Raw genomic sequence first — 25266 nt, forward strand, 5'->3', positions numbered from 1 at the left:
GGACGGTCTCCTCGTTCGGGGGATCGGGTGGTCAGGACTCACCGGCGGGCTCCTGCGGTCCGGGTTCCGGTTCCGGTTCGGGGGCGGGCAGCGTGCAGGTCGCGGCGCGCACCGGTTCCAGCCCGTCGTACGGACCGCCCGCCACCCAGTTCAAGGTCCAGGTCACCTGATCGCCGACGATCGCCGGGTCGGCGGAGGCCCGGCCGGTCAATGGGCCGGAGCTGAGGGTGAACGGCGGTTCGGTGGCGCTGCACGTCCCGGCGGTGGTGGTGACGATCACCGGTGCCCGGGCCGAACCCTCCTGGGCCGGCACGGGGGCGGGGGCGGAGCAGCGCGCGGCGTCGGACCGGCTGCACTGGCGGACCAGGACCTGGTCGGGTACCCGGTCGCTCGGCAGCGCGAAGGTCTGCGACCAGGTGACACCGTCGGTCGAGTACCACAGGTGCAGCCCGGAGGCGGCGGACACCCGAGGTTCGGTGACCCGGGTGAACTCGCTGGTCGCCCCGCGGACGGTCGCCCGGGCGTTGATCGAGTAGCCGCGGTTCACGGTCGGTGGGTCGGCCTGGAAGACGATCAGCTCGCCCGGCGGGTTCGCGGCCACCGCACCGAAACCGTTGCCGCCGCACACGGTGACCCAGTACTGGGTGTCGTTGGCGAGGTCGCTGAACGTGCCGGAGGTCTGGCGGCGCAGTGGGGTGCCCTGGACCACCAGCTCACCGGAGGGCCCGGAGCGGCAGGTCAGTCCGGCGTGGTCGGCGAGCAGGTAGACCAGTTCGGTGGGCCGGGTGCTGCCGTTGGCGTCGACCCCGGCCCCACCGACCACGATGCTGCGGCCCTGCACCTGCGCCGTGCCGGGCTCGACCTTGGGCAGACCGGCCACGGTGACCTGCGTCTGCCCCGCTGCGCCGCGGCTGTCCTGGGCTCCGATCGGTGGGGCGAACCGGCTCACCGGCGTGACCTGGACGGTGTGGGTACCGACCCCGAGCACCAGGTCCACCGTGGTCGTGTCGCCGGTGCGGGTGACCGGCTCGGGGCGGCCCTCGATCTCGAATGCGCTGACGTCGGAACCGGAGGTCAGGGTCACCCGGGCCACCCCCTGCGCAGCGGTGGTCCTGCCGCCGTCGAAGACCGGTGCGGCACTGACACTGATCGACGGTGCCTGGTAGGCCCAGGCCCGCACCGGGGTGCTGTCGTCGGACTCCCCGACCGGGTTGCGCGACCGCGCGGTGTACGCGTGCTGCTCGCCGTTGCTCAGCCCGGCCACCGTGCAGCGGAACCGGCCTGGACCGGCGGCGGCACAGCTCGCGGCGACTGCCCGGCCGTCCTCGTAGATCCCGACGCTGCTGACCGCGGGGTGAGCGGTGGCGGCGGTGGCCAGGTGCACGTCCAGGGTCACCGACCCGGCGGAGAAGTCGCGCAGTTCCACGCTGCCGGGTGCGGCCGGGTAACCGCGGACGTCCAGGTGCAACACCCCGGTGCCGACCCGGCCCTGCGCGTCGGCGACCGTGAACGGCACCGTGCACGACCCACCCGCCGGTTTCGGTTCGGCGGGCCAGGTCACCTGGACCGAGGTGGCGTCCCGCAGTCGCACCTCGGCGGCGGGGCAGGACACCGCACCGGTGCTGCTGCCGATCCGTTCCACCCGGAGCCCGCCCCCCGGCCGGCCGGCGAACGGGTCGTGTTCCCCGGCCACGCCGACCAGGGTGACGGTGCAGTTCGGCCCGCGGCTGACGTCGCAGGAACTGGTGACCGTGGCCCCGCGGGGGGTGTCCGGGCTGGTCTGGCCGACCACCAGCTCGACCGTGGTGGACAGTCCGCCGTAGGCGTCCACCCGGATCGGCAGACTGACCCGGGTGCCGGGCACCGCACCGACCGACGCCGCGACGGTGAGAGTGCGGCCGCGCTGATCGACGGTGAACGCGGAACCGGTGGCGCCGATCCGGAACGCCAGCGCGGACTCGTCCCCCACCCTGCCGCCCTCCCAGGAGACCAGGGTCATCAGGTCGATCGTGTCACTGCTCCCGGGTGACACCGTCCGGCTGAGCGCAGTCAGCACCGCCTGGGGACTGCGCGGGGTGACCTGGATCGGGACCAGCAGGTCGGTCCAGGTCTCCTGCCCGGCCAGCCGGACCGCCACCGGGCAGGTGTCGGTCCAGGGTGCGCCGTTGCCCGCGATGTAGCGCAGTGTGCCCTGCTCGACCGCGCAACTCGCCTGCGGACGGTTGCCGCGCACCGCGGCGGCGGTCCGGACCTCGATCCGGTCGCCGGGGGCCAGGTGCACCCGCCCGCTCAGGTCCGCGCTGACCGTGTCTCCCTCGGCGACCGGCACCGGGGCGACATCGGTGCGGGCGGCGACCCGCATGTCGTCGAAAGGTGGGATCCGCAGGAAGGCGTAGGTCCGGGCGGTCCGGCCGGCGTGGTCCGCACCGGTGATCGCGAAGGGCACCAGGGCGCCCTCGGTCGGCAGCGGGCCGGCGATGCGGGTGCCGTCCACCACCGAGTAGCGGCTCGCGGCCGGCCCCCACACCTCGACCCGCAGCGTGCCCGGTGCACCGGTCGGCCAGCTCACCTTGCCGGCGAGTACGTCGATGCCCACACCTGGCAGTTCGGTGCGCTGGCGGGCGGTGAGCACGGTGTCGGTGACCAGGGGCGGTTCGGCGGTGGCCGCAGCGATCACGTCCAGCACGATCAGGCCCTCGGCGGTGCTCCCGGTGGTCGAGGAGCGGACGGTGTACCAGTAGGCGTGGGTGCCGAGCTGATCGCCCGGCCGCAGCTGAACCGTTCCGTCCGACAGCGAGGTCGCCGGGTCGAGCAGTCCCGACAGGCGCCGCTCCTCCCCGCTGCCCGCCGGGGCGTCCGGGCGGAGGCCGACCACGGACAGCGTCCCCCCGGCGGGATCCAGGTCGTTGACCAGCGGTTCGATCCGGATCGGAGTGCTGAGCCCGGCCTCGACCCGGACCCGGTCGGCATACGCGATCGGTGCCAGCGGACCGGATCCGTCCAGCACCGCGATCCGGACCTCCGCGGTGGCGGTCGCACCGCGGGCGTCGCGCACCGTGTAGCCGAACCGGACCTGGTCGCCGGCCCGTGCGGTGGCCGGGGCCTGGTAGACGATCGCGTCGGCGATCTCGTTCACCCGGGCGAAGCCGGTGCCGGCGTCGGGTTGATCCACCCCGATCACGGCCACCGGGTCACCGTCCGGGTCGATCTGCCGGCCGTCGAACGGGATCTCCACCGTGGCCCCCGCGACGACCCGGGCGACCAGGGTGGTGGGAACCGGCGGCCGGTTCGTGTCCTCCGCGACCACCGTGAGGGTGACCGCGGCGGTGGCCAGGGCGCTGGGGTCGGTGGCCAGCGCGACGCCGTAGTCCACCCGGTAGGTGCCGGGCTCGGACGGTGCCAGGTAGCGCAGCACGTCACCGGCGGCGAAGACCAGTTCCCCCTCGGCGTCCGAGCCCGCGACCTCGGGCAGCAGGGTCAGCTCCGCACCGCCGGGTGCCACGTCATTGGCCAGCACCTCGACGTCCACCTGCTCGCCCGCCCGGACCACGGCCGCATCCGGAACCGCGATCGGCGGCTGACCGGTCGGTTCCTCGGCCAGGAAGACGGTCACCGTGCCCTCGGCGTGGGCGTTCGCCCCGTCGGTCACCGCCACCCGCACCGTGCCCACCGGCCCCGGTCGGCCGTCCTGGGTGCTGCCGCGCAGCCGGAGCATCGCGCCGTCCACCACGTCCACGCCGAGCGCCGGGTCGGAGCTGGTCGCCGAACTGATCTGCACCACCCGGTCGGAGACCCCCCGCACCGCATCGAGCACATCCACCGTGCTGTCCTGACGGGCCCGGACCACCGCGGTCATCGGGGCCAACGTGAGTTCGGAGGCGGCCTCCGGGCAGATCACCCGGATCTGGGCGGACTGTTCCTGGCCGGTGACCAGGTCGCGCAGCCGGTAGGTGAGCAGGAACTGCCCGGTGCTGCGGGCGGTGATCGACACCGACCCGGCGCGGGCATTGACGTCGATCACCAGGTCGGCGGCCGAGGCCGTGGCGGCGACCGCATCCTGCACCTGCACCGATCCGGAGCCGCTCAGCACGTGATCGGGGAGGTGGACGACGGTGGCGACGCCGGGCGTGGCGACCAGGGCGATCGGTTCGAGCTCCAGGGCCGGGCTGGCGCTGACCGCGACGGTGAGCCCCCGGGTGGCCGTCTCGCCGCGCGCGTCGACGACGGTGGTGGTGACCGACGTGGTCAGCGGGCCGGCATTCGGGTCGGTGTGCTGCACGGTCACGGTGCCGTCGGCAGCGGCCACCACCCGCACCGGCACCGCGGGATCGTCGACCTGCGCCCCGGCGAGCACCAGCGGATCGCCCTCGGCATCCACCCACGCGTCCAGCACCCGCACCCGGGCGGTGCCACCCGGGGACAAGGTCGCGGTCGGCCAGGTCTGGGTGCAGCCCTGCACCGCGCACCACTGCGGCGGGGTGCTGGTCTCCTCGTCGACCACCTGGAGTGTGACGGTGGCCGGCTCGGAGACCGCGAAGCCGTCGGTGACCCGGTAACTGAAGGTCGCGCTCCCCGTCGTGGCGGACACCTGCGCCACGACGAGCTGATCGTTCTCGGCCAACCGGATCGTGCCGAACTCCCCCGGTGCGAGGCCCTCGGCCAGTGACTCCGGCACGATGGTGAGCACATCCCCGACGTTGGGGTCGTGGTCGTTGAGCAGCACGGGCAGGCGGACGTCGGCGCCGGCCCGCACCCCGAAGGTGTCCGGCGCCGCCACCGGCGGGTGCTGTTCGACGACCTCCTCGACCTGGCGCGTGCCGGTCTCGGTGGTGGACCGGTCCAGTGGCGCCCACTGCTCCACCGGCACCACCTGCCCATCCGGCACCGTCCACAGCAGCCCGCTGCCGGATTCGGACAGCACCGCCCGGGCACCGTTGTCGGAGAGCACCGGACGTACCTGCGCCGCCTGGTCCAGCGTGTCCGACGGGACGGTCAGCGCACGCGGCTGGTCCTGGGTGGAGACCCACAGGGTGCCGCCGGTGGTGGTCAGCCAGGCGGCGAGCGCGGTGCCGTCGTCCAGTACCACCGGCTGGGCCGGGGTCCCGGTCGCCTCCACCACCCGGCGGCTGCTGCCGTCGGCGTGATCGACCGCGACCAGTCCGTCCCGGTCGGCCAGGTACACCGGGCCACCCTGGGCGGTCGCCCGCTGGAGTTGGGCATCGTCGGCCAGGTCGACCGGGTGCGGACCGTCACCGCCGGACCACCAGAGCCGTCCGGCAGTCGGGTCGACCAGTACCCACCGCCCTTCGACCACGGTGAGCTGCACCTCGGCGGACGCGGGCGCCTGCGGCACCGGCTCCGGGTCGGCCACGGCGAGCCCGGTCTCGGCATCCAGCAGCCGCACAACTCCGTCACCGGGGACGTAGACCGCGACCAGTCCGTCCGGGTCGACCGCCACCGCGCCGGCCGGGGCGGACTCCTGGGGGTCGTCCTCCTCGGCCACCGGCTCGGGGTAGAGCCGTACCGGGGATCGGTGACCGGCATCGGCCAACCGCTGGGTCCAGACCTGCCCGGTGTCGGTCAACTGGGCGAGCACGTCACCACCGGCGACCACCTCGGTGGTGCCCTCCGCGGTGGAGGTGCCGGCGGTGGCCGTACCGTCCTGCTCCGGGACCAGATCCACCGGGTTCCCGGCATCGACCGGCCACAGCGAGCGACCGCCCTGGGCCACGACCGCCGCGTCCGCCCCGTGCTGGATCACCCGGGTGGGTTCGGTGACCCGCCGCACGGTGTCGATCTGACCGACGTCGGTGTGGAAGCGCGCGTACTGCCCGTCATCGCGCGTGACCCAGACCGCGGTCTCGGTGGTGGCGACCTCCTGGGTGTCGTACCCCGGGGACAACACCGCCCCGACCCCGGCGCCCACCGCCAGCACCGCGGCGACCACGGCGGCGATCGGCCGACGACGGCGGGTACGCGTCCTCACAGCACACCGGTCCCGAGCAGCGCGACCACCCCGGCAGCCAGCACCGCCAACCCGGCACCCGCACCGATCAGCACCGGACGCCACCGGTGCAGGCGACCGGGGGTGGCCACGGTCAACCCGTCCCGGTCCACCGGCAGCTCGGCGCGCTCGCGGGCGGCACGTGCGGCGCGACGGCCCCCGGTCCGCACGGTGGTGGCCGCCGGGCCACGCACCGCGTCGTCGTCGACATCCACCGGCGCCGCCCCCTGGGCCCACTGGGCGGAGGGCACGTCCACCGCGGTGGGTGAGATGCCGGCGCGATACTGCACCCAGCGCAGTTCTTCCGCCACGGCCAGCATCGACGGTTGCCGGCGGCGCGGGTCCCGGGACATGGCCCGCATCAGGATGTCCTCGACCCCTTCCGGCAGTCCGGGCACCGACAGCGGCGCCGGCCGGCCGTGCACGATCCGGCGGACGGTCTGCTCACGCGAGTTGCGTTCCCGGTCCGGGTCGGCGAACGGTGCGCGCCCGGCCAGCAGGGTGTAGAGCGTGGCACCCAGGCTCCACACCTCGGTGGCGACCGTGCCGGTGACCGCACCGGTCAGCACCTCGGGGGCGCTGGTTGGAACGGACATGGCCACGATCTGGTGCCGGTCGCCGCCGAGGGCGGAGGCGATCCCGAAGTCGGCCAGCACCGGGGCGTCCAGGGTGGTGACCAGGATGTTCGACGGCTTGATGTCCCGGTGCAGCACCCCGGAGCGGTGGGCCATCTCCAGCGCCCCGGCCACCCGGACCCCGGTGTCCAGCACCTGGCCGAGCGGTAGCGGGGACCGGCGGGCCCGGGCACCCAGGGTGTCCGGGCAGTACTCCATCACCAGATAGGGGCGGCCGTCCGCGGCGATCGAGGCGGCATGAATGGTGACCACCGCCGGATGGGTGGACAGCCGGGCCAGGACGTCGGCCTCGGCATTGAACGCGCGGCGCACGGCGGCGTCGGTGATCGCGGCGGCCAGCACTTTGACCGCCACCACGCGGCGGGGCATGTCCTGCTCGTAGCAGAACACGTCGGCGAACCCGCCCGAGCCCAGCGGACGCACGTAGGTGAGGCCCGCCAGTACCGGGGCGCGCCCGGCCACCCGTCGTGCCATGAGCGTGGTACCCCTTGTCCTGCTCCGCTCCGGCGCCACCCCGTCGTTCCTGATTCCGCGGGGCGCGGCGATGTGACCGATGACGTCACATGCGCATCAGATTGTGCCATGAAAACGCGCAGGAAAGTGTCGATCGCACAATCCGAAAGCGCCCGGATCGCGTAAACAATCTCAAGGGAAAAAGGTGCGGGAATCGCCGGAAAGCCCGGCCGGATAGCGGTCAGTCGCCGGTGGCCACCGGGCGCTCCGGGTCACTGGACCACTGGGACCAGCTGCCCGGGTAGAGCACCGGGGTGTAGCCGGCCATGGTCAGCGCGGCGGCCTGGTGTGCGGCGCTCACCCCGGAGCCGCAGTAGACCGCGACCTGGCCACCGGCCGGCGCCCCGAGTGCCGCGAACCGGGCGGTGAGGGCGTCCGGCGGCAGGAAGGTGCCGTCCGCGCCGAGGTTCTGGCCGGTCGGCGCGTTGACCGCACCGGGGATGTGCCCGGCCCGGGGGTCCCAGGGCTCGACCTCACCGCGGAACCGCTCGGGCGCCCGGGCATCCAGCAGCAGACCCTGTTCGGCCCACTCGGCGGCGCCGTCGGCGTCCAGGGCGGGCAGGTGGCCGCTGCTCAGCACCACGTCGCCGAGCGGCGGGTGCACCTCGGCCTGGTCCAGCTCGCCACCGGCGGCGACCCAGCCGGCCAGGCCGCCGTCCAGGATCCGCACCCGGTCGAACCCGGCCCAGCGCAAGGTCCACCAGGCCCGGGCGGCCGACATCGAGTCGTAGTCGTCGTAGACCACGACCTGGTCGTCCTGGCGCAGGCCCCAGCGGCGGGCGGCCCGTTGCAGCACCTCGGGGTCGGGCAGCGGGTGGCGACCCTCGGCCGGGGTGGCGTGCGAGGCGAGCTCGGTCTCCAGGTCGACGTACACCGCGCCCGGCAGGTGGCCGGCGCGGTAGCCGTCGATCCCGGGCGGGCCGCCGAGCTGCCAGCGCACGTCGAGCAGGCGGGGCGGACGGGGGCTCGCGAGCTCCTCGGCGAGGGCGGCGGCGGAGACGATGACCTCGGGCATGGCGGCAGAGTAGACCCGTGGCACGGGCACCGCCCGGAGATCATTAGGCTGGCCCGCGATGATCACTCGTGCCGAAGGTGCCTACCTGGGCGCCGTCCGGGCGTTCCAGAATCCGATGCTCGATCTGCTGCACAAGCGGCATGCCCCGCTGATCGTCTCGCTGCTGTCGCTGGTCTTCACCGCGGAGCGCGCGACGGTGCCGGTGGATGACGCGCACACCGAGATCGCGGACGCCCTGGACCAGCTGCGTGCCGCCGGGCACGGCGACGACCTGCCGACCGGTGGTGCCCGCGACCTGTGCCGGCAGTGGGCGGACGCCGGCTGGCTGGTCCGCCAGGTGCTGGACGACGACGTCGAGGTGTACCAGGTGTCCGCGCACGCCGTCGGGGCGCTCGAGGTCGCCGGGCGGGCCGGTGGCACCCGGGCCCGGGTGTCGCAGTCCCGGGTGCGCAGCCTGCTGGACGCCCTGGACCGGCTGGCCCAGCACGCCGACCCGGACGTGCTGGTCGCGATGGCCCGGCTGGACGCGGAGATCGCGGAGAAGCAGGCCGAACTGGACCGGATCCAGCGCACCGGCACGGTGGAGCAGGTCGGCGAGGAGACCCTGCTGGAGGAGGCCGAGAACGTCCTGCACCTGGTGCGGGAGCTGCCCGGCGACTTCGCCCGGGTGGCCGAGTCGATCAAGGCGATGCAGCGCGACGTGGTCACCGCCCTGCGCCAGGACGAGCGGCCCACCGGTGAGGTGCTGCGCGAGTACCTGGAGCGCGGCGAGCACGTGATGGAATCGACCGTGGAGGGCCGGGCGTTCGCCGGGGCGCTGCGGTTGATCGGCGACCCGCAGCGGCTGGACGAACTGTCCGCACAGCTGGACGTGGTGCTGCGCCACCCGTTCACCCGCCGGCTGCCGGTCCAGCAGCGCACCGAGCTGAGCGAGATCGGCCGCCGGATCGAACAGGGTCTGGAGCAGGTGTTCGCCGCCCAGCGTGAGGCGTCGTCGGTGATCACCTCCCAGGTCCGCAACCACGACCCGCTGCGCGACCGCCAGGTCGACGACCTGCTGCGGGACGTGATGGCCGGGATGCAGGCCTGGATGCCGGACTCCCGGCGCGGGCAGGCGGTCGAGCCGCTGCGCCGGTTGCCGGTGGCCGAGGTGGACCACCTGCGCCAGACCCCGGGTGACCTGCGACCGCCGCAGCCGCCGGAGGCCCTGTCCGTGTGGGAGGACGACGCCGAGGAGGTCTCGCACGCCGAGGCCCGCGCCTGGGGCGGTCCGCACTACGCCGAGCTCGGTGCCTACCTGACCGGCTGGCTGGCCGAGCACCCCGGCGGCGACCTGGCCGAGGCCTTCGCCGCCGCCCCCACCGCCCTGCGGCGACCGGTGGACCTGCTGGGTCTGCTGGAGATCGCCGCCCAGTTCGACACCACCGACACCGACACGATCGCCTACGTCGAGGCGATCCGGCCCGACGGCACCCCCCGCCGCTTCGCCTTCGAGGGCGTCAGCGTGCGGATGGAGGACACCCCGCATGACTGAGACCACCGACGCCTTCATCGACACCGTCTCGATGGAGGAGGACCCCGGCGAGCTGTTCGCCGGCGACTCCGGCACCCTGGACGCCGAGGTGCGCCGGGTGCTGGTCCGGCTGTTGCAGCGCCGGTTCCTGCTGGCCGAGAAGAACGCCGCGCAGTGGAAGACCCTGCTGGCGAACCAGCAGGTGATCGAGTCCCGGCTGCACGACCTGTTCGTACACCTGGTGGTCGACCACGACCGCGGCATCGCCTACAAGCGCCAGGTCCGCTCCGCCGAGCTGGACGTGCCGGTGCTGCTGCGCGACGAGGCCTACACCCGCGCCGAGACCCTGGTGCTGGTGCACCTGCGGACCGTCTTCCAGCGCGAGCGCGGTGCCGGGGAGACCTCGGTCCGGGTCGATGTCGAGGAGATCGAGCAGACCGCGCTGACCTACTTCGACCCCACCGGCACCAACCTGGCGACCCGGCAGCGGGAGATCCGCGCCGCGATCGCCCGGCTGGCCAAGGACGGGCTGATCGAGGAGGTGTCCGAGGGCCGTTACCGGATCACCCCGCTGGTCGAGGTGGTGCTGAGCAACGAGCGCCTGGTCGAGCTGCGCGAGTGGCTGCGCACCCCGGGCGCCGAGGTCGTCGTGGACGAGGACCCGGTTCCCGAGCCCGAGCCGGAGCCCGACCCCGAGCCGGCGGACGACACCCCCACACCCCCGCAGGACACCGACCTGTTCACCCCCGATGAGGAGACCGCCCGATGACGATGGTGGACACGCTCTTCGGCCTGATCCCGGCGGCCTCCACCGGCCAGCAGTGGGTGGCCCGGGACCTGCAACTGGTGAACTGGGGCGGCTACGACGGCCACCACCGGGTGCTGCTCGCCCCCACCGCCACCCTGCTGTCGGGCGGCTCCGGCTCCGGCAAGTCCACCCTGATGGACGCCTACATCGCGCTGCTGATGCCGCACACCACCCCGTTCAACGGCGCCTCCAACGGGGGCGTGGTCGGTCGCCCGCGCGGCAAGGACCAGCGCAACATCCTGTCCTACGCCCGGGGCAAGCTGGATGAGTCCCGCACCGACGAGGGCACCCGGCAGCGGGTGCTGCGCGGTGACGGCAAGGACACCTGGTCCGCGATCGCGATGACCTGGGCCGACCAGACCGGCCGGGTGTTCACCGCGGTGCGCGCCTGGTACGTCCCGTCGGCGGCCCGGACCCTGGAGGAGGTCACCGCGGTGCGCGCCACCGTGGACGACGCCTTCGACCTGGCCGCGCTGGAGTCCGCCGCCGCCGAGCGCCTGGCCCGGCCCGCGGTCACCGCCACCGGCGTGACCGCCTACGACACCGACCGGGAGTTCACCGCACGGCTGTGGTCCACCCTCGGGATCGGCGCCACCGGCGACGGCAGCCGGGCGGTCGGCCTGCTCGGCCGGATCCAGGCCGGCCAGCAGATCACCACCGTGGACGCGCTGTACAAGGCGATGGTGCTGGAGGAGCCGAGCACCTTCGCCACCGCGGATGCCGTGGTGGAGCAGTTCGACAAGCTGACCGGCACCCGCGAGCAGATGATCACCGCCCGGCAGCAGGTCAAGGCGCTGGAACCGATCCGGGAGCTGCGCGACCGGGTGGAGCGGGCCGCCGGCCGGCTGCGGGTGATCGAGCAGCTCGGCGACGTGGACGCCCCGAACTCCCCCGCCGCACTCTGGCGGCACGAGCAGCGCCTCGGCTTGCTCCGGGACGTCGAGCACGACCTGCAGCAGCAGCACCGCGGCGCCCAGCGCCAGGTCACCGAGACCACCGCCCGGGTGGAGGCCGCCCGCGCCGAGCTGGATGGGGTCAAGGAGACGCTGTGGAGCTCCGGCGGCGACCGGCTGGCCACCGCCCAGCGCGAGCACCGCACCGCCGAGGAGCGCCTGGCCCGGGTGGACGCGGCCCGGACCCGGGTGGCCGGGATCGTCCGGGACGCGCTGGACCGCGAGCTCAAGGGCCAGGCCGACTACCAGCGCCTGGTCGACCAGGCCCGGGCGGCACTCGCCGACGGTGACGCCAAGGCCACCGCCCGCCGGGCCCTCGGTGACGCGATGACCGAGAAGAAGGACGCCGCGATCGAGCTGGCCCGGCTGCGGTCGGACCGGGTCGCCGCCACCGCGCACAAGGGCGCGATCCCCAGCGAGCTGCTGCACGCCCGGGCCGCGCTGGCCGAGGCGGCCGGGATGTCGCCGGAGCAGCTGCCGTTCGTCGCGGAGCTGATCGAGGTCCGGGCCGAGCACGAACCGTGGCGGGAGGCGTTCAACCTGGCACTCGGCGGCTTCGCCACCCAGCTGCTGCTGGACATGGCGGACCTGCGCCGGTTCCGCGATGCGATCGACGGAGTGCAGCTCGGTCGCCGGTTGCGGTTCGAGGGCGTGCCCACCGACATCCACACCGACGTCGCCCTGGACCCGCGGACCCTGCCCGGTCGGCTCGACTTCCGGGCCGGGCCGTTCACCGGGTGGCTGCGCACCGAGCTCGCCAACCGGTTCGCCTACGTCTGCGTCGACACCCCGGGCGAGCTGGCCCAGCACCGCAAGGCGCTCACCCGGACCGGCCAGACCTCCGACGGCACCCGTGGCGCGCACGGCGGCGGTGGCCGGGCCAACCTGCTCGGCTTCAGCAACACCCGGCGACTGGCCCAGCTGGACCGGGAGATCGAGGCCGCCCAGCGCCGGCTGCTGCAGGCCGAACAGCAGGTCGACGCCGCCGACGGGGCCCTGGACCAGCAGGATGCCGAGCTGGACGCCTACCGGGTGATCGAGCAGACCAGCTGGGAGGAGATCGACACCGCCACCGCCGAGGCCGACCGCGACCGCTGGCAGCAGGTGATCGACCAGGTCACCTCCGGCAACCCCGAGGTCACCCGGCTGCAGCAGCGCGCCACCGAGCTGGAGCAGTCCATCCGGGCGCTCAGCGACCAGCTCGGCCGGGCCAAGGGCGAGGCCGAACGACTCTCCGACACCTGGTCCGCGATCACCGACGACGTCGACGTCGCCCAGCAGGCCCTGGACGACGCGCAGGACGCCGAGGTCACGGTCGCCGAGGACCAGCGCGCCTACCTGGACGCCCTGCTCGGCACCCCGGACGGCACACCCCCGGCCGGCCCGGCGGCGGCCCTGGACGCCTTCGACACCCGCGCCGCCCGGGCCACCGAGCTGCTGCGCGCCGACCGGCAGGCCGCCGAACAGGAGATCGGCACCGCCCGGGACACCCTGCGCCGGATCTTCGAGACCTTCGTCGAGCGCTGGCCGGATCCGAACCTGGGCACCGACCCGGGCGGCGCCTTCGCCGACTTCGACCGGATCCTGGACGAGCTGGAGACCTCTGGCCTGCACGAGCTGGAGGCCGACTGGCGGCGCAGCCTGCTCCGGCTGTCCGGCAACGACCTGACCGACCTGTACAACGCCCTGTCCCGCTCGGTGCGCGAGATCAAGGAGCGGATCCGGCCGGTCAACGACATCCTGGCCGCCCTGCCGTTCGCCGACGACGACCACCGGCTGCGGATCGACGCCCGCGACACCCAGTCCACCGTGGTCGCCCGGTTCCGCAAGGAGCTGCGTGACCTGCGCGACCTGCTGGCCACCGAGGCCACCGACGAGGAGCGCGAGCGCCGGTACACCCGGATGGCCAAGGTGATCGACCGGATCCGCCGCACCGCACCGGACTTCGCCGACCTGGTCGACGTCCGGCGCCACGTCCGGCTGTCCGCCGAGAAGGTCGACCTGGAGGGCAACCACGTCGCGCTCTACGACCACATCGGCGAGAAGTCCGGCGGTGAGTCGCAGGAGCTGGTCGCCTTCATCGTCGGCGCCGCGCTGCGTTACCAGCTCGGCGACGCCGGTGCCGACCGACCGCGCTACGCCCCGGTGTTCCTGGACGAGGCCCTGATCAAGGCCGACGCCCGGTTCACCGGCCGGGCGATCGGCGCCTGGCGCGGTCTGGGCTTCCAGCTGGTGATCGGTGCGCCGAACGACAAGTTCAGCGCCCTGGAGCCGCACGTCGACCTGGAGTACGTGGTGATCAAGGACGCCGGCGGCCGGTCGCGGACCAAGGCGGTGGTCGGCGTCGACGGCACCGTCACATCGTGACCGAACCGTCCTCGGCCAGCGTCCACTCCGGGTTGTGGGCGACCTCCCACACGTAGCCCTCCGGGTCGGTGAACGCCCCCGAGGTCCCGCCCCACGACGCGATCTCGGCGGGCCGGATCACGGTGCCACCCGCCGCTTCGGCCGCCGCCAGCATCGGCGCGACCTCCTCCGGGGTGCGCACGTTGTACGCCAGCTCCAGACCGGGGGCGCCGCGACCCTGCACGCCGGTCCACAGGCCGAAGACCATGCCGCCGGCCTGGAAGAACGCGATGTCCGGCCCGGCGGTGTGTGGTTCGGGCCAGCCGAGCTCCCGGTAGAACGCGACCTCGCGCTCCAGGTCGTCGACGCCGAGGGTGACAAGGGTGATCCGAGGTTCCATGGCTCAGTCCTACCGCCGCCCACCGACACCCACCCCGGTGGTCTGCTGCGCTCAGCTGCGGACAGCCGCCTCGTCCCGCGCGTTCCGGGCCCGGCAGCGCGGGCACACCCGCATCCCGGCGATCCGGGCCCGCTCCCGCGGCGTCATCTCGTCCGGGTCCAGCACCCGGTCGCCGCACAGGCCACGACCGTCCAGCCCGGCGACGATGTGCGCCCAGTGCGAGGGGAACCGGTAGCTGTACACCCGGCCGGGGATGCTGAGCGGCTGGTCGTCGGTGGTCGGCAGGTCCTCCCGCCGGGCGATCTCGGTGTCGACCCCGATGTAGCCGGCCTTGCCCGGGGCACCCTGACCACTGCCGATCCGGGTCCGGTCGCAGGCGTGCAGCACCACGTACGGCTGGCGGGGTGGCGCGGCGATCAGACCGCCGTGGATCACCCCACGGCTGCCGTGGAAGTACCACCGCTCGTGCTCGGGCACGTCCGGGTCGGTCAGCTCGACCGCGGTGAACCGCCGGGTCCGGCCGTCATGGCAGGCGACGACGACGGTCGCCGCGTCGCAGCGCGGGCACGGCTCGGATCGCATGGTGGCCTTCTGCTCGTGTCGGCTGGGTCACGCCGTGCGTCACGTGGCACAGCGGAGACCTCTACTCTGCCAGGCCGGTCCGACGCCGGGGCCCGTCCTCGACGGTGCGCCACTACACTCGCCGCCGTGTTCGAGACCAGGACCACGCTCGTGATCGCCGGCGTCGAGGTGACGGTGCAGAAGCGACCTGGCGAGTCGACCTACGACGTCATGGTGCCCACCGAGGTGTGGGTGTCGGGCGGCTACACGATCACGCTCTTCCCCGATCACCGGCTCAGCGACGACGACGTGGCCAGGCAGGTGACCGCGGACATCGAGGCGACCCTGAGTGAGCTGCCCAGCGACGACGACGAAGGCCCGGGATCGCGATGATCCCGGGCCTTCCGCGTGAGCCGCCTGTGGGAATCGAACCCACGACCTTCTCATTACGAGTGAGACGCTCTGCCGACTGAGCTAAGGCGGCGTCGTCCCGGAGGACGAGCGCGCCCACTCTACCCGGCGCGTCGGTGCTGCTCCAAAGCGCCGGGGCGATTCGGTCGTTCCTCGATCAGCAGCGGGTGCCCTCGGCGGGGACGGTGCCGTCGACCAGGTAGGCATCGACCGCGTCCAGGATGCAGTCGTTGGAGCGGCCGTAGGCGGTGTGGCCCTCGCCCTCGTAGGTGAGCAGGGTGGCGGAGTCGCCGAGGGTCGCGGTGAGGGACTCGGACCAGGCGTAGGGGGTGGCCGGGTCGTTGGTGGTGCCGATCACGACGATGGGGGCGGCACCCTCGGCGGTGTAGGAGTCCAGGCCGCCGGCCTCGGGCACCGGCCAGTTGGCGCACAGCACGCCGCCGTAGCCGAAGAAGCTGCCGACGGTGGGGGCGGCGGCCTCGATCTCGGCGGCGTCGGCGCGCATCTGGGCGATGTCGGTGGTGCCGCGGTCGTCCGCGCAGCCGATCGCCCAGAACGCGACGGTGGCGTTGGTGGTGTACCGGCCGTCGACCCGGTCGTAGTAGAGGTCGGCGAGCTGGAGCAGCACCGAGCCGGTGCCGCTCTGGATCGCTTCGGTCAGGCCCATGGTCAGGTAGGACCAGCTGGACTCGTCGTACAGCGGCAGGGCGACGCCGCTGAACGCCAGGGCGCCGGTGAGGGTGCGGCTGCCGTCCTGGGTGGGCAGCGGGGAGGCGGTGGCCTGGTCGAACAGGGCGCGGATCTGGGCCATGCCGTCGTCCACGCTGCCGGTGAGCGGGCAGTCGGTGCCGGCCTGGCAGTCGGTGACGTAGGCGCGCAGGGCGCTCTCGAAGCCGACCGCCTGGCCCAGGGACAATTCCTGGGAGCTCAGGGTCGGGTCGACGGCGCCGTCCAGCACCAGGCGGCCGACCTTCGTGGGGAACAGGGCGGCGTAGGTGGCGCCGAGCTGGGTGCCGTAGGAGTAGCCGACGTAGGTCAGGGTGTCGTCGCCCAGGACGGCACGGATCACATCCATGTCCTTGGCGGCGCTGACGGTGTCCACGTGTTCCAGCAGCGGGCCGGTGTTCTCCAGACAGCCCTCGCCGAGCGCACCGTAGGCGGCCTCGGCGTCGGCGATGCCCTGGTCGGTGCCGAAGTCGTAGTCGGCGGCGACCAGGGTGTCCATCTCGCTGTCGGAGACGCAGGCAATCGGCGGGGTGGACTGGCCGACGCCGCGCGGGTCGAAGCCGATCAGGTCGTAGCGCTCGACCACCTCGTCGCCGAACCGGTCCAGGGCGATGGACTCCAGGGCGTCGATGCCGGAGCCGCCGGGGCCACCGGGGTTGATCAGCAGGGACCCGATCTTGTCGCCGGTGGCGGCCGCGCGGTTGATCTTGATCCCGATGGTGTCGCCGCCCGGGTCGGACCAGTCGAGCGGGACGGTGATGGTCGCGCACTCCAGGTCGCCGCAGGCGGACCAGTCGACCTGCTGGCCGTAGATCTCCTCGGCACCCTCGGGCGCGTCGGAGGCCGCCGTGCTGGTCGGGCGGTGCACCGGTTTCGGGTCGGGGTCGGCGGTGCAGGCCGTCAGCGCCAGGGCGGCGACGGCGGCGACCGCGAGGGTCCGGAAGGCCTGGGTTCGCACGGAGGTCACCGGTTCACCGTATCCGGTCCACCGGCGCCACCCACGGCGGCGCTCAGACCTGCTGGGGACGCAGTCCGATCATCATCGCCTCGACGGCCAGCAGCGGGGCGACGTTCCCGGCCAGCCGCTCGCGGGTCTCGCTGACCGCGTCCATCCGGTGCAGGCTCTGTTCGGGGGTGCTGCTGCGGGCCAGGTCGCGCACCGCCTCCTCCTGGCGGCCGTTGATCAGGTCCACCCCGGCGCCGAGCTGGATCACCAGCACGTCCCGGTACAGCGAGAGCAGGTCGACCATCGCCCGGTCCAGCACGTCCCGCTGGGCGCGGGTGGCCCGGCGCTTCTGCTCCTCCTCCAGTTGGCGGAGCTGTCCGCGCAGGGCGGGCGGGATGGCGGTCAGGCCCTCGGCGCCGAGCGAACGCAGCAGGGCGGTGCGCTCGGCGGCGTCCCGCTCCTCGGTGGCGGCCTTGGCGTCGGCCTGGGCGGTCTCCACCAGATCGGCGGCGGCCAGCACGGCGTCGCCGACCCCACGGACCCGGGAGGCCAGCCGCAGCACCTGGTCGCGCCGGGCCCGTGCCTCCGGGTCGCGGGCCAGCCGCCGGGCGACGCCGACGTGGCTCTGCGCGGCCTGGGCGGCGACCAGGGCGGTCGCGGGGTCGATGCCGTCCCGGCGGACCAGCAGGTCGGCGACCGCCTGCACCGGCGGCACCCGCAGCGCCACCGCGCGGGACCGGGACCGGATGGTGACCAGCACGTCCTGCGGACTCGGGGCGCACAGCAGCCAGACGGTGCGCGGCGGCGGTTCCTCGATCGCCTTGAGCAGCACATTGCCGGAGGTCTCGTTCAGCCGGTCGGCGTCCTCGATCACGATCACCCGCCAACGGCCCTGCGCCGGGCTGCGCTGAGCGAGCTCGACCAGGGGGCGCACGGTGTCGGCCCGGATCACCACCCCCTCGGTGGCGACGAAGGTGACATCCGGGTGGGTGCCGGCCAGCACCTGGGCGCAACCGGGGCTGCGCGGGTCGCCGCTGGGGTCCTGCAGGGCGGCGGCGAATGCCCGGGCGGCGTTGGACCGGCCGGATCCCGGCGGGCCGGTGAGCAGCCAGGCGTGGGTCATCCGGGCCGGGTCCTCGGCGGCGGCGCGTAGCACCTCCACCGCGGGTTCCTGCCCGACGACGTCGTCCCAGACCGTGGTCACGCGGCGACCCCGCGGGCGGTGAGCAGGGCGGCGACCCGGGCCCGGATGTCCGCGGCGACCTGCTCCGGCGACCGGGCGGCATCCAGCACCAGCCAGCGTCCGGGGTCGGCGGCGGCGCGGGCCAGGAACGCCTCGCGGGTGCGGCGGTGGAAGTCGTCGCCGGCGCTCTCCAGCCGGTCCGGCCCGCGGTCCCGGTCCGACAGCCGGGACAGCCCGATCTCCGGGTCCAGGTCCAGCAGCACGGTCAGGGCGGGCAGCAGGCCGGCGGTCGCCCACAGCGACAGGTCCTCGACCTCCTGGGCGCCGAGGTCGCGGCCGGTGCCCTGGTAGGCGACCGAGGAGTCCAGGTAGCGGTCGGTGATCACCACGCCACCGGCGTCCAGGGCCGGGCGGACCAGCGAGGCGACATGGTGCGCGCGGTCGGCGGCGTACAGCAGCGCCTCGGTGCGCGGGTCCATGTGATCGCCGTGCAGCACCGCCTCGCGCAGCACCCGGCCCAGGTCGGTGCCGCCGGGCTCCCGGGTGAGCACCACCGGCAGTCCGAGCCCGGTCAGCCACTCGCCGAGCAGCCGGGACTGGGTGGACTTGCCGACGCCGTCGCCGCCCTCGAGGGAGATGAACAGGCCGCCGGGGACGGTGGCGGGGGTGGTGGTCACGGGCCCAGGGTAACGAGCGGGACGGACAGTTACGGTGTTGTGCACTGCACACGTTCTGAGAGCGCACGGGTGCCTTTCGCGAGGACGAACCCGATTCGCGGGCGCATCGTGCGCGCATTCCACGACCGGACCGCCCACCCGACCCGTCCCGGTTGCTAGCGTCAGGGTCATCCCCACCCCTGAGGAGCGCCCCGTGGCACCGTCGCCCCCCGCACCCGAGCTCTCCGGGCGCAACGAGTCCCTCTCGGTCCGGCGCTGCCTGCACCTGCTGGACCACGTGCGCGCCCACGCCGACGCCGGACGCGGCGTGCCGGTGCTGGAGCTGGCCGACGCGATCGGGGTGCACCGATCCACCGCCGCCCGGCTACTGGCCCCGCTGATCGACGAGGGCCTGCTGGTCCGGGACGCGGCCGGCCGCTACCGGCTCGGACCCGGTGCGCTGCGACTGGGCCAGGCCTACCTCGGCTCGCTGGATCTGCCCGCCCTGGCCGAACCGGAGCTGCGCCGGCTGGCCGAGCGCACCGGCGGTATCTGCGTGCTGGGTGTCCCGGAGCAGGACCGGATCCGGGTGCAGCTGACCACCGGGCGCGGCCGGGGCTCACTGGCCACCGGCTCCCTGGTGCCGAGCTACTGCACCGCCTGGGGCAAGGCCGTGCTGTCGGTGGCCCCGGCGGCCTGGATCGACCGGGCGATCGCCACCGGCCTGCAACCGCTGACCCCGCGCACCATCACCGACCCCACCGAGCTGCGCGGCGAGCTGGACCGCACCCGGCAGCGCGGCTTCGCCCTGGACGACCGGGAGCACGACCCGCACCTGCGCGCGGTCGCCGCCCCGGTGCTCAGCCACACCGGGATGGTGGTGGCGGCCGTCGGCGTCGCCCTGGACCACCACCGGATGCCGCCGGTGGTGTTGCGGGAGAACGCCCGTGCCACCGCCGAGCTGGCCCGCTCGCTGTCCGCCGCCATGGGCTGGTCCCGCCCGCCCCGCCCCACCTCCCGGGAGGCCTGACATGACCGCACCCGACCTCGTCCCCGCACCCGCCGCACTGCGGACGACCGGCCGCGGCTGGACGGTGCCGCCCCGGGTCGCCGTGGCCGCCGATTCGGAACTGGCCGGCGCGCTGCCGCTGCTTACCGACCTGTTCGCGATCCGGCTCGGCCGGGAGGTGGTCCCGGGCGATGGCGGGGTGATCCTGCGGCACGACCCGGAGTTGCCCGCCGAGCACTACCGGCTGCGGATCGACAGCGGCCTGACGATCGAGTCGAACGGCGCCGACGGGGCCCGGCACGCCCTGCGCACGGTGCAGCAGCTGATCGGTCCCCGGGCGTTCCGGGCGGTGCCGGTGACGGACGACCCGGTCGAGCTGCCCGGGGTGGAGGTCGACGACGGCCCGCGGTTCGGCCACCGCGGGGTGCTGCTGGACGTCGCCCGGCACTTCATGCCCAAGGACGGGGTGCTGCGGTTCATCGAGCTGATCGCCGCGCACAAGCTCAACGTGCTGCACCTGCACCTGACCGACGATCAGGGCTGGCGGATCCAGATCCGGGCCTACCCGCGGCTGACCGAGGTCGGCGGCTGGCGCACCGAGTCGCAGCTCGGCTCCTCGCGGTCCTCGTTGTACGACGGCACCCCGCACGGCGGGTTCTACACCCAGGACGACCTGCGGGAGATCGTGGCCTTCGCCCGGACCCGGGGCGTGACGGTGGTGCCGGAGATCGACATGCCCGGGCACTCCCAGGCGGCGATGGCGGCCTACCCGGAGCTGGCAGCGCTGCCGGAGCAGGCGGCGTCCTGGCCGGTGTGGACCCGGTGGGGCCTGAACCCGCACGTGCTGGGCACCTCGGACCGGGTGCTGGACTTCTACCGCACCGTGCTGGACGAGATCCTGGACATGTTCGACTCCCCGCTGATCTGCCTGGGCGGCGACGAGGTGCCGGTGGACGAGTGGACCGAGGACCCGGACAGCGTGCGCCGGGCGGACGAGCTGGGCATGACCGGGGTGGAGGAGCTGCTGCCCTGGTTCATCGGCGAGCTCGCCGACCACCTGCGCAGCCGTGGCCGCCGGGCCACCGCCTGGGACGAGGTGGGCGGCTCCCGGCTGCCGGTGGATGTGGCGATCAACTCCTGGCGCGGCTACCGCGGCGGCATCGACGCACTGCGGGACGGGCACGACGTGGTGGTCTGCCCCGAGCACGAGGTCTACCTGGACCACCGCGCGGCCCCGGGGCTGGACGAACCGGTTCCGGTGGGCACCGTGCACACCCTGGAGGACGTGTACCGGTTCGAGCCGGTGACCGACCAGGTGGCGGAGGCCGCCTCCGAGCCGGGTGCCGGCCGGGTGCTGGGCGCCCAGGCGCAGCTGTGGAGCGAGCAGCTGGACTCCCCGCGCCGGATGGACTACGCCGCCTTCCCCCGGCTGGCCGCCTTCGCCGAGGTGGTCTGGTCGCCGCGGGAGGCCCGGGACTGGCCCGGCTTCCACCGCCGGCTGCGGGAGTCGCACCTGTCCCGGCTGGACGCGGCCGGGGTGGAGTACCGCCCGCTGGACGGACCGCACCCGTGGCAGCGCCGTCCCGGGGTGCCCGGCTGGCCGTTGCGCTTCGACGAGCTGGGCCGGCTGGTGCACGCCGAGGACGGCGCGGGCTGAGTCAGAACAGGGTGAACAGCAGCTCGGTCACCCGCTGATCGCCGTCCAGCACCGGCACGACCCGCCACTTGTCGAAGCTGGTGCACGGGTGGGACAGCCCGAGTTCGACCACGTCGCCCACCGCCAGCGCGGTCGCCCCGGGACCGGCCTCCAGGTAGGCGTGCTGGTCGTTGGTGCGGGTCAGGGTCCAGCCGGTCAGCTCGGCGGCGACACCGTCCCGGTGCACCCGCAGCGGCAGCGGCAGGCCCTCGTCGTAGGGCAGATCGCGCTTGCCGGCACCCAGGATCGCCAGGCCGGGCTCCGGCCGGGAGGTCACCTGGGCCCAGACCCGCAGGGCCGGCCGCAGCTCACCCGCGATCCGGGTGAACGGGGTGCGTTGGGCGTAGATGCCGTGGTCGTGGGTGATCGTCGACCCGCTGCGCAGCAGCACGGTGGCGCCCGGCATCCCGCCCAGCACCTCGGCGACCAGGTCGAACCACGCCGACCCGCCGGCCGAGACGATCACCTCCCCGCCGGTCAGCTCGGCGACCGCGGCACCGGCCTCGCGCAGCAGGCCGAGGAACTCGCGGACCTGCGGCGCGCCCGGCAGTCCGCCCTCGTAGGCGGTCACCCCGGCCAGCCGCAGCCCCGGCGTGTCGTGCACCCGCCGGGCCAGGTCGAGCAGCGCGGGCAGGTCGCGGGCCCCGGTCCGGCCCTCCGGGTGACCGAGTTCGACCAGCACCGGCACCGGGTGCTCGGGATCGGCCACCGCCGCGAGCGCCGCGATCCCGGCCGCCGAGTCGACCTGCAGCGTGACATCCGGGGCGACCGCGGCGATCCAGCGCAGCGCCGAGGGGTCCAGCACCTCGTTCGCGATCAGGATCGGCGCGATCCCGGCGGCGTGGGCGGCCAGCGCCTGGTTGGCGGTGGCCAGGGTGATCCCCCAGGCACCCGCGGCCAGCTGCCGCCGGAACAGCGCCGGTGCCATCGACGTCTTGCCGTGCGGGGCCAGCCGCAGCCCGTGTCCGGCGGCGAAGGCGGCCATCGTGGCGACATTGTGGTCGACCGCAGCGCCGTCCACGGTGAGCACCGGCCAGCTCAGCGAGCCGTCGAACAGGTGGTGGTCACCGGCCAGCCACTGCGCGGCCGGCACCGGGTCGGTCTGCCAGAAACCCTTGGTCCAGGGGCCGATCGTCTCCATGCGCCGACCCTAGGACCGCCGGGCCGGTGCAGCACCGGTCCGGCGGCCGGGGACGTGCGGGGCACTCACTCGCCGGGGTAGCGCACGCCGATCTGCTCGCGGACGGCGTCCATGGTGGCCAGCACGTCCAGGGTCTGCTGCCAGGTCATCCGCGGGCTCTCGGTGGCGCCCTCGGCGATCCGGCGGGCCACCTCGGCGGCCTCGAACTGCAGGCCGCGCGGGGTCGGCCGCTCGAAGGTCCAGACCCGGCCGTCCCGGCGGTGCACGCTGAACGAGGACGGGGCGTAGAACGCGCCCTCGACGGTGATCGCGCCGTCGGTGCCGGTGATCGCCGCGGTGGTCGGGGTGCGCGCCCACAGGGTGGTGGACAGGGTGGCCTGGGTGCGCTCGCCGTAGTCGAGCACCATGCCGATCTGCCCGTCGACGCCGGTGCTGGTCAGCTGGCCGACCGCGGTCACCGAGCGCGGCACGCCCAGCAGGTCGTGCGCGAAGCTGACCGGGTAGACGCCCAGGTCGAGCAGCGCGCCACCGGCCAGCTCCGGGGCGAACAGCCGGCTGCTCGGGTCCAGCGGGAACGCCTGGCCGTGGTCGGCGAACAGCGCGACCACCTCACCGATCTCCCCGGAGTCGATCACCTGGTGCAGCGCCTGGACGTGCGGCAGGAACCGGGTCCACATCGCCTCCATCACGAACACCCCGGCGGCCTGGGCGGCGTCCAGCACCTCGCGGGCCTCGGCGACGTTCCGGGTGAAGGCCTTCTCCACCAGCACGTGCTTACCGGCCGCGATGGCCAGCAGGGCGTGCTCGCGGTGCTCGGAGTGCGGGGTGGCCACGTAGACCACGTCGACCTGCGGGTCGCCCACCAGCGCCTCGTAGCTGTCGTGCACGGTCTCTACCCCGTGCTGGGCGGCCCACCGGGCACCACGCTCCGGGTTGCGCGAGCCGACGGCCACCGCGCGGGAGGCGGTCTCGGCGTGCAGGGCGTCGGTGAAACTGCCGGCGATGTTCCCGGCCCCGAGGATCCCCCAGCGGAGGGCGGGCGCGGTGCGCGGCTCTGCGATCAGCGTCATGGCACGACAGTAGTGCGGCCGGACGGCACCGACGCCCACTCCTCCTTAGGGTGGGGGTGTCGGCGGTGAACGATCCCCGCGGAACGAGTGGGGAGCGCTGCCGGCGCCATCGAAGGAGGCCACCCGTGTCCACGAGCCACCCGATCCGTACCGTCATCTCCCCCGGCCGCTACGCCCAGGGCCGCGGCGCCCTGTCCCGGCTGGGCGAACTGACCAAGCCCATCGGCAGCAAGCCCCTGGTGGTGGCCGACGACGTGGTGTGGGGTCTGGTCGGCGACCAGGTCACGGCCTCCTTCGCCGACGCGGACCTGCCGCTGACCCGGGACGGGTTCGGGGTGTACGCCACCGCGAAGGCCGTCGAGACGATCGCCGCCCGGATCGCCGAGGTCGGTGCCGACGTGGTGGTGGGCGTCGGTGGGGGGTCGGTGATCGACGCGGTGAAGGCGGCCGGACACCTGGCCGGGATCCGCTGGGTGTCGGTGCCGACGGTCGCCTCCACCGATGCGCCCTGCTCGGCGCTGTCGGTGATCTACTCCGAGGAGGGGGCGTTCGAGGAGTACCGGTTCTTCCCGCACAACCCGGACCTGGTGCTGGTGGACAGCCAGCTGGTCGCCAATGCCCCGGTGAAGTTCCTGGTGGCCGGGGTCGGCGACGCGCTGGCGACCTGGATCGAGGCCCGTGCGGTGGCGACGACCGATGCCACCACGATGGCCGGTGGGCTGCCGACGATGACCGGTACCGCCCTGGCGCGGCTGTCCTGGGACGCGCTGTGGGAGAACGCGCTGCCGGCGATCGCCGCGGTGCGCGAGCACCTGGTCACCCCGGCGGTGGAGAAGGTGATCGAGGCGAACACCCTGCTGTCCGGGCTGGGCTTCGAGTCCGGTGGTCTGGCCGCGGCGCACGCGATCCACAACGGGCTGACCGCCGCCCCGCAGACCCACGGCCTGACCCACGGGCAGAAGGTGAACATCGGGTCGGTCACCCAGCTGGTGCTGGAGGGCGCCCCGACCCAGGAGGTGCGGGACTTCATCGAGTTCACCACCCGGGTCGGCCTGCCGAACACGCTGACCGAGATCGGCCTGACCACCGACGACGTGGACGACCTGACCCGGGTCGCCGAGGCGGCCACCGCCGAGGGCGAGACCATCCACGCGATGCCGTTCACGGTGCGGGTGCCGGAGCTGGTGGACGCGCTGCGCTCGATCGAAGGCTTCGCCCGCCAGGTCCGCGCCGACGCCGGGCTGCCGGAGCCGGTGCCGCACCGCGCGCACTGAGCCCCACCCGCTCTGAGCCCCACCGCTCCGGTCCGACCGCTCCGGTCCGTCCGCTCTGGTTCGACCGCTCCGGTCCCACCGCTCTGGTCCCACCGACCCGCAGGCCCCCGGCGTCCCTCCCCTCCGGCCGGGGGCCTGCGTCCTGCCCGGGCCCCGACGCCGAGTTCGGCACATCGGCACCGAGTGCGGCGACCGCGCTCCCGCACTCGGCGCGGGAGTGCCGACCTCGCGGGGTGCGCGCCGGGTCGCCTGCCCGGAAATGGCGTGATGTCCCGATCCGGTCATTTGTCAGTCAAGAGAGCCATGATGACGATTCGGTGACGTTTCCGCCGCAGGTGTGGCTGTTTGTCCCGATTCCCACCGGATCGACCGTCCACCGGGTGTCCACAGGGTGCACACGGCTCCC

General features: G+C 73.9%; 17 protein-coding genes and 1 tRNA gene. 7 read left to right on the forward strand and 11 right to left on the reverse strand.

Annotated elements, in window-relative coordinates; translation table 11 throughout:
* Positions 1 to 31: 31 nt before the first annotated feature.
* The 3 genes from HGA03_RS01750 to HGA03_RS01760 form a co-directional block, all read right to left on the reverse strand.
* Positions 32 to 5986 (reverse strand): Ig-like domain-containing protein, encoded by a 5955-nt coding sequence (locus HGA03_RS01750; RefSeq protein WP_168628484.1) that lies wholly within the window; start codon positions 5984 to 5986, stop codon positions 32 to 34.
* Positions 5983 to 7113, reverse strand: coding sequence for a serine/threonine-protein kinase (locus HGA03_RS01755; RefSeq protein ID WP_168628485.1), 1131 nt, complete (start codon positions 7111 to 7113; stop codon positions 5983 to 5985). Before HGA03_RS01755 ends, HGA03_RS01750 begins: the two co-directional genes overlap by 4 nt.
* 220 nt (positions 7114 to 7333) lie before the next feature.
* A complete protein-coding gene (locus HGA03_RS01760; protein WP_168628486.1) occupies positions 7334 to 8167 on the reverse strand; it encodes a sulfurtransferase in 834 nt (277 codons plus the stop codon).
* 58 nt (positions 8168 to 8225) lie between these two features.
* Here HGA03_RS01760 and HGA03_RS01765 point away from each other — a divergent pair, with 58 nt between their 5' ends.
* The 3 genes from HGA03_RS01765 to HGA03_RS01775 are packed head-to-tail and all read left to right on the forward strand — an operon-like array spanning position 8226 to position 13808.
* Positions 8226 to 9701: a DUF3375 domain-containing protein gene (locus HGA03_RS01765; protein ID WP_168628487.1), complete on the forward strand. Its 1476-nt coding sequence runs from the start codon at positions 8226 to 8228 to the stop codon at positions 9699 to 9701.
* Entirely contained in the window at positions 9694 to 10449 is a 756-nt protein-coding gene (locus HGA03_RS01770) for a DUF4194 domain-containing protein (protein WP_168628488.1), read from the forward strand. Before HGA03_RS01765 ends, HGA03_RS01770 begins: the two co-directional genes overlap by 8 nt.
* On the forward strand, positions 10446 to 13808 hold the full coding sequence (locus HGA03_RS01775) for an ATP-binding protein (protein ID WP_168628489.1): 3363 nt from the start codon (positions 10446 to 10448) through the stop codon (positions 13806 to 13808). Before HGA03_RS01770 ends, HGA03_RS01775 begins: the two co-directional genes overlap by 4 nt.
* Here HGA03_RS01775 and HGA03_RS01780 read toward each other — a convergent pair.
* On the reverse strand, positions 13798 to 14187 hold the full coding sequence (locus HGA03_RS01780; RefSeq protein ID WP_168628490.1) for a VOC family protein: 390 nt from the start codon (positions 14185 to 14187) through the stop codon (positions 13798 to 13800). The two genes, HGA03_RS01775 and HGA03_RS01780, sit on opposite strands and share 11 nt — an antisense overlap.
* A gap of 51 nt (positions 14188 to 14238) precedes the next feature.
* The gene (locus tag HGA03_RS01785; protein WP_168628491.1) at positions 14239 to 14769 is read right to left on the reverse strand and encodes a hypothetical protein; all 531 of its coding nucleotides are present in this window, start codon (positions 14767 to 14769) and stop codon (positions 14239 to 14241) included.
* 126 nt (positions 14770 to 14895) lie between these two features.
* Between HGA03_RS01785 and HGA03_RS01790 the strand changes: the two genes are divergently transcribed.
* Positions 14896 to 15141, forward strand: coding sequence for a hypothetical protein (locus HGA03_RS01790; protein ID WP_168628492.1), 246 nt, complete (start codon positions 14896 to 14898; stop codon positions 15139 to 15141).
* An 18-nt stretch (positions 15142 to 15159) separates the two neighbouring features.
* Here HGA03_RS01790 and HGA03_RS01795 read toward each other — a convergent pair.
* From HGA03_RS01795 to tmk, 4 genes are all read right to left on the reverse strand, one after another.
* Positions 15160 to 15232: transfer RNA gene (locus HGA03_RS01795), tRNA-Thr, on the reverse strand.
* A gap of 84 nt (positions 15233 to 15316) precedes the next feature.
* Entirely contained in the window at positions 15317 to 16852 is a 1536-nt protein-coding gene (locus HGA03_RS01800; RefSeq protein WP_239073745.1) for an alpha/beta hydrolase, read from the reverse strand.
* A 43-nt stretch (positions 16853 to 16895) separates the two neighbouring features.
* Entirely contained in the window at positions 16896 to 18035 is a 1140-nt protein-coding gene (locus HGA03_RS01805; protein ID WP_168628493.1) for a DNA polymerase III subunit delta', read from the reverse strand.
* Positions 18032 to 18691, reverse strand: a complete 660-nt coding sequence (tmk, locus tag HGA03_RS01810; protein ID WP_239073744.1) for a dTMP kinase — start codon at positions 18689 to 18691, stop codon at positions 18032 to 18034. Before tmk ends, HGA03_RS01805 begins: the two co-directional genes overlap by 4 nt.
* A 193-nt stretch (positions 18692 to 18884) precedes the next feature.
* Between tmk and HGA03_RS01815 the strand changes: the two genes are divergently transcribed.
* Positions 18885 to 19700, forward strand: coding sequence for an IclR family transcriptional regulator (locus tag HGA03_RS01815; RefSeq protein WP_168628495.1), 816 nt, complete (start codon positions 18885 to 18887; stop codon positions 19698 to 19700).
* Position 19701: 1 nt separating this feature from the next.
* Positions 19702 to 21336: a beta-N-acetylhexosaminidase gene (locus HGA03_RS01820; RefSeq protein WP_168628496.1), complete on the forward strand. Its 1635-nt coding sequence runs from the start codon at positions 19702 to 19704 to the stop codon at positions 21334 to 21336.
* A gap of 1 nt (position 21337) precedes the next feature.
* On the opposite strand, the gene HGA03_RS01825 is transcribed toward HGA03_RS01820, so the two are convergent.
* Together HGA03_RS01825 and HGA03_RS01830 are read right to left on the reverse strand one after the other, a co-directional pair.
* Positions 21338 to 22516, reverse strand: a complete 1179-nt coding sequence (locus tag HGA03_RS01825) for an alanine racemase (RefSeq protein WP_168628497.1) — start codon at positions 22514 to 22516, stop codon at positions 21338 to 21340.
* Between the two features lie 65 nt (positions 22517 to 22581).
* Positions 22582 to 23586 (reverse strand): Gfo/Idh/MocA family protein, encoded by a 1005-nt coding sequence (locus tag HGA03_RS01830; RefSeq protein WP_168628498.1) that lies wholly within the window; start codon positions 23584 to 23586, stop codon positions 22582 to 22584.
* Positions 23587 to 23711: 125 nt separating this feature from the next.
* Here HGA03_RS01830 and HGA03_RS01835 point away from each other — a divergent pair, with 125 nt between their 5' ends.
* Positions 23712 to 24860, forward strand: a complete 1149-nt coding sequence (locus tag HGA03_RS01835; RefSeq protein ID WP_168628499.1) for a glycerol dehydrogenase — start codon at positions 23712 to 23714, stop codon at positions 24858 to 24860.
* The last annotated feature ends 406 nt before the right edge of the window (positions 24861 to 25266 follow it).

Origin of the sequence: Cellulomonas denverensis, assembly GCF_012396125.1 — a bacterium.
Lineage (GTDB): Bacteria > Actinomycetota > Actinomycetes > Actinomycetales > Cellulomonadaceae > Cellulomonas > Cellulomonas denverensis.